The following is a 2,565-nucleotide window of genomic DNA, read 5'->3' as shown; positions in this document are numbered from 1 at the left end:
AAGAAAAAACAAAAGAGACTCAGGAGCTAGTAATTATTATTGAACCACATATTATTCATGCGGAGAAAAACTCTGTTTCTCTCTCTGAACTTGGTTATAGAGGTTTTGACAACACGCTTATTACAAACGGCTCAGCGTTTAGAGATGCTAATAAAACTGAAAAGAAATAGGATTATATATTGATGAACAGTATTTATTTAAATTCAAAAAATGTTTTTATAGATACTGTTAATTCGCAGGATTATATTCAGTTAGATAGAATTTCAACTATTTATCAGTCTCTTAAAGACTCTATTAAAAAACCATTAAAAATGATCTTGCTATATGGTAAACCTGGAACAGGTAAGAGTATGTTTTTAACAAAACTTTACAATGACCTCTCTGCATCTCAAGATATTTACCTATATGAAACACCTATTCTTGATGAAAGTGAATTTTATAAACTCTTAGCACAAGATATATTTGGTACTAAATATAGCGGTGAACTTAATTTTACTCAATTTATGAAAGTTGTAAATAGTAAGAAATTGGAATCTACACCTGTTGTATTATTAGATGAAGCACAGCTCTATTCTGAAGCCTTAATGGAAAAAATCCGCCTTTTATCTGATACTCGTACCATTAAATTTATCATTACGTTACATAAAACACAAGAAGAAGATTTAATTGCAAAAGAGCATTTTAAAACAAGAATTTGGGAAACTATTGAACTTGAGAACTCTTCTAAAAGTGAACTAAAAATTTATATACAAAAAAAACTGATGAAAGCAAATTGTTTTGACACAGCAAATATTTTTACAGAAAAAACAGTTCACAAAATTCATAAACTTACTGCTGGAAACTATAGAGATACAAATAAACTACTTTATACCCTCTTCGATTTATATCTCTCTTATGAAGAAAGAAATAGACTTGATAAAATTCCTACTAATAAAATTCCTACTAAATTAATTGAAATGGCAGCAATACATACAGGGTTAATTAATGCTTAATATTCCAGATTTAGAAAAACGTTGGCTCCACTATAAAATAAAGTCTTTTTTTCCGTATGCTATATCTCTTTTATTTTTATGTATAATAATAGGCATATATTATTTTTTTAATATAAATAATAACGAAAAAACAACAAAAGGAAAAAAAGAAATTGTAATACAAAAGAAACTTCATAAAGAGACAGTTACAGCAACAAAAGTAAGTTTAAAAAATACTACAACTCAAATATTTTCACCATCTATGAGTTTTATAGATACAATTAAAACACAAAAAGAACCATTGGAAGGTCCTATAAAACACCGAGAAGTAAAATTAAAACCAGTAAAAAGAGTAAAACATATACAAAAAATGGAAATAAAAGCAAAAGCTATTCAAAAGAAGCAAGTTACTACTATTACTATTATGAAACAAAATACATCTAAAGATATACAAAATATTCTTCATAGATTCCAAGAAGACAAAAATCCTGCATTAAGTCTTTTTCTAGCAAAAAAATATTACGAACTTGGTAATTATAAACAAGCTTCTAATTACGCACTCATTACAAATCAGTTAAATCAAGAAATTGAAGATAGTTGGCTTATATTTGCCAAATCATTAGTAAAAATGGGGAAAAAAGAAAAAGCAATTAAACTTTTACGAGAATATATTAACACATCTCACTCTACAAATGCATCTATTCTTTTAGATAACATTCTATCTGGAGAGTTTCAATGAGATATTTAATATTACTATTTATTATTGTTAATCTACATGCTGATATAAAACATAAAATATTTCAACTCTATCAAAATGAAGAGTATACAAAAGCCTGTACTATGGGGTATAATTATTTTAATAGATACAAAAAGGATGAAACATACTCCTCACTATATGCTTTTTCTTGTCTAAAATCAGATCATCTAGACAGACTTTCTCAAGCTATTACAAGCCTAAAGTTTTCAAAAGAAGCAAGGAAGAATGCAGCGTATTTTGCAATAATCTTAATGCAAAAAAAACTTTTATACTACTCTCTTATAGATGGTTATAAACTCTCAAAATTTAAATTTCCAACAACAGACTATGTGCTTTCAAAAGTTTTTGATTTATACTCAAAATTACCTTCGCACAAACCCAAAAAATTCTATATTATGAGAGATTCAAACGATCCTAAACTTATTTATAAGCTCTATATTATGAAACAACATAATATTAATAAAATGGTCATTGAAGAGTATTATGATACAATTAAAATTAAACGTCATATATACTGGTAAGGAGTCATAGATGGACAGAATAACAACTGATTTACTCAACAATGGCTCTATAATGAAGGGGCAGGTAGAGAGACTGCTTGCAAAAGGCATTAGTGAAAATCTTATTTTACGCGATATAACTCTATCTGGTTTTATGACAATGGACAGACTTGTCCGTTTTATAGTCCAGCAAGTAAGAGATGGAGTTTATAACCTCTCAATCATAGATAACTATGACTATATCCAAGAAAAAATAGTTTTAGAAAAATTAGCTCAAGAGCTTAACCTTATGTTTGTTGATTTAGATTCCATTGATATGGATTACAATTTAACAAGC

3 protein-coding genes and 1 pseudogene are annotated in these 2,565 nt (G+C 27.6%); all 4 read left to right on the top strand.

The features are described from left to right. The first annotated feature begins 182 nt into the window (after positions 1 to 182). Positions 183 to 992: an ATP-binding protein gene (locus MV589_RS00655; RefSeq protein WP_297431070.1), complete on the top strand. Its 810-nt coding sequence runs from the start codon at positions 183 to 185 to the stop codon at positions 990 to 992. After that, the gene (locus MV589_RS00650; RefSeq protein WP_297431069.1) at positions 985 to 1,710 is read left to right on the top strand and encodes a tetratricopeptide repeat protein; all 726 of its coding nucleotides are present in this window, start codon (positions 985 to 987) and stop codon (positions 1,708 to 1,710) included. The genes MV589_RS00655 and MV589_RS00650 overlap by 8 nt, the downstream gene beginning before the upstream one ends. Next, entirely contained in the window at positions 1,707 to 2,249 is a 543-nt protein-coding gene (locus tag MV589_RS00645; protein WP_297431067.1) for a hypothetical protein, read from the top strand. The genes MV589_RS00650 and MV589_RS00645 overlap by 4 nt, the downstream gene beginning before the upstream one ends. 10 nt (positions 2,250 to 2,259) lie before the next feature. Further along, positions 2,260 to 2,565: pseudogene (locus tag MV589_RS00640) on the top strand (GspE/PulE family protein); the annotation flags it as partial.

This window comes from Sulfurimonas sp., assembly GCF_026991475.1.
In the GTDB taxonomy this organism is placed as follows: Bacteria; Campylobacterota; Campylobacteria; order Campylobacterales; family Sulfurimonadaceae; genus Sulfurimonas.
The sequence above is the reverse complement of the archived record's forward strand: the minus strand, read 5'-3'. Positions and strand labels throughout refer to the sequence as shown.